Genomic DNA, 2,293 nt, shown 5'->3' with positions numbered 1-2,293 from the left:
CCACGTCGTCACCTCACGGCTCGGCGACCACGCCGGTGTCATCGGAGCCGCCTCCATGGTCGTGGAGTTCCTCTACTCCCCCGACCGCGCCGACATCCGCCTGGGCCGCCTCGCGCCGTGACCGCGCAACCCCGCACACCCACAGGAACACCGTGACCACAGAACCTGCCCCCTGGACACACCGACCGGTCGAGGTCGGCCTCGTCGGCGCCGGCCCCTGGGCCCGCGCCATGCACGCCCGCATACTTGCCGCGGGACCCGAGACCCGACTTGCCGCGGTCTGGGCCCGTCGTCCTGAAGCGGCCCAGCAGGCCGCAGCCCCCTACGCGGCCCACGTTGCCGCCGACTTCGATGAACTCCTTGACCACTGCGAAGCCGTGGCCTTCGCCGTCCCGCCTGCCGTCCAGGGCGAGCTGGCACCCTTGGCGGCCAAGCGAGGAAAAGCACTGCTGCTGGAGAAGCCTCTTGGCCCGGACCTGCCCACGGCGCAGCGCGTGGCGGATGTCATCGCCGAAGCCGGCGTGATCTCGCAGCTCGTCCTCACCAAGCGCTACCATCCCACCACCCGCGCTTTCCTCGACACTGCTCGCACCCTGGACATCGCCGGTGCACGCTCCTGCTATCTCCACGGTGCCTTCCTCGGCGGCGACTTCGCCACTGGCTGGCGTCTGGAGCACGGCGCGCTCCTCGACCTGGGACCCCACCTCCTCGACCTTCTGGATGCCGCGATCGGCCCCATCACGATGATTCGCAGCACGGGCGATCCCCGGCGCTGGATCGAGCTCACGTGCGAACACGCCAACGGCGCCGTCAGCCAGGCCTCCCTGTCCGGTTCCGTCAACTTGCCGCGCGCCGTCACCCGCGTCGAACTCTTCGGTTCGGATCCCTCCCTGGTCTACGACACCGCCGCAATCGACCACGAGGAGGCCTGGCCCACCCTGCGCCGCGAATTCGCCACGGCCGTACGCACCAACACACCGACCGAACTCGACGCTCAGCGCGGCCTGTATTTGCAATCCCTCATCGAAGGGGTCACGCAGCAAGGAAGTGACTGAGGGAAGGGTTCTATTCAACGCGCCCGGACCTTTTTCACGCCCAAGGGGACCAAGGAACCGCATCCAGCTTGTCGGCGTGGTATGGATGGCGGCCCGACGATCCACGCGAGGTGGGCGGCTACCTGTTGCGCGTGCGGATCGGTGAGGGCGGGATGGGCTCTGTCTACCTGTCCTATACCCCGGGCGGACGGCCGGCCGGGTCAAGCGTCCGCGAACACCGATGCCTCGCCACCCGACCGACCGCCCGGGACGACCTCCGTGCCGTCCGCTGTAATGATCGACTCGTCGTTGACGGACCAAGGGCCCTCGGTGGCCGCGCGGGCGATCCGTACGTCCTCATCGAGTTGGACGCGCAGCCACTGAATCAAGTCATCCATGACGTTCACTCTTTTTCACTGCGCCGGTAGACGCGTCGGCGCTCGACGGCCTGGGTGACGGTGGCGCCGTGACCGTGCCCCCGGCTCGAGCAGGTCCGCCCCTGCTCGAAAGGCCGGCCTGGGCGCCCAACTGGTGGCGTGGCACGGGCGCCCAGGCCTCCCTCACCGGCCGGTCACGTGGTGTGCGGCTGCGAGTCCCACACGATGCGGAAGGCTTCCGCCTCGACCGGGGTGATCTCTTCGCCGTCGAGCCACCAGATGTAACCGCCGTCGACGAAGCGGGGCGGCCGGGATCGGGCCACGTCCTCCCAGGTGCTGACGTCGATCTGGTCGATCTCCTTGACGAGGCGGCCGCCGCAGTAGGTCTCTCGTCGGGTCATGGCTGCCATCTCCCGGGGGCGTTGTGGGGGCGGGCCGGGGTTCTACCCCTCCCGGGCGCACGGGTCGCGCGGCCCACCCCGAACGCAGGCGGTGTACGGCCGCCCGGTACGCCTGCCCCGTCCAGGGCTCACGGCCAGCGTACGCCGGGCCCGTTGCCGGTCCCTGTCCGTGTGCATGCGAATCTGCCGCCCCGGATGTACCGTCCCCCGGCATGAACAAGCCTGTACTCGTAGAGTTGACCGACGGACTGGACGACGCGACCAACGTGAGCGTCAGCATCCCCCCGTTCCGTGCTGCATCAACTGGTGGCGGGAGGTACCTGGTCCGCATCCGACGCTGAGGTGTCGATCTCAGGCCAGGACCAGGAAGTGGGGAAGGTAACGATCAACATCTACGAGGGCTGACGGCCGCCAGTCGCCGAGCTCGAGGTCCGGTCGGCACATGATGCACGCGGCCAGGCCGTCGCGCAGTGCGGCGACG

At 69.0% G+C, this 2,293-nt stretch carries 3 protein-coding genes; 1 reads left to right on the top strand and 2 read right to left on the bottom strand.

Translation table 11 applies throughout. The features are described 5' to 3' along the window. Window positions 1-152 precede the first annotated feature (152 nt). On the top strand, window positions 153-1,055 hold the full coding sequence (locus ACWDA7_RS52160; RefSeq protein ID WP_450615168.1) for a Gfo/Idh/MocA family protein: 903 nt from the start codon (window positions 153-155) through the stop codon (window positions 1,053-1,055). Window positions 1,056-1,255: 200 nt separating this feature from the next. Here the strand turns inward: ACWDA7_RS52160 and ACWDA7_RS52155 are convergent, their stop codons facing one another. Both ACWDA7_RS52155 and ACWDA7_RS52150 read right to left on the bottom strand, forming a co-directional pair. After that, window positions 1,256-1,432, bottom strand: a complete 177-nt coding sequence (locus tag ACWDA7_RS52155; RefSeq protein ID WP_450615166.1) for a DUF6221 family protein — start codon at window positions 1,430-1,432, stop codon at window positions 1,256-1,258. Between the two features lie 173 nt (window positions 1,433-1,605). Continuing rightward, complete coding sequence (locus tag ACWDA7_RS52150; protein ID WP_360992785.1) at window positions 1,606-1,812, bottom strand: hypothetical protein; 207 nt, start codon at window positions 1,810-1,812, stop codon at window positions 1,606-1,608. Between the last annotated feature and the right edge of the window lie 481 nt (window positions 1,813-2,293).

This window comes from Streptomyces sp. NPDC001156 (genome assembly GCF_053598275.1).
The sequence above is the reverse complement of the archived record's forward strand: the minus strand, read 5'-3'. Positions and strand labels throughout refer to the sequence as shown.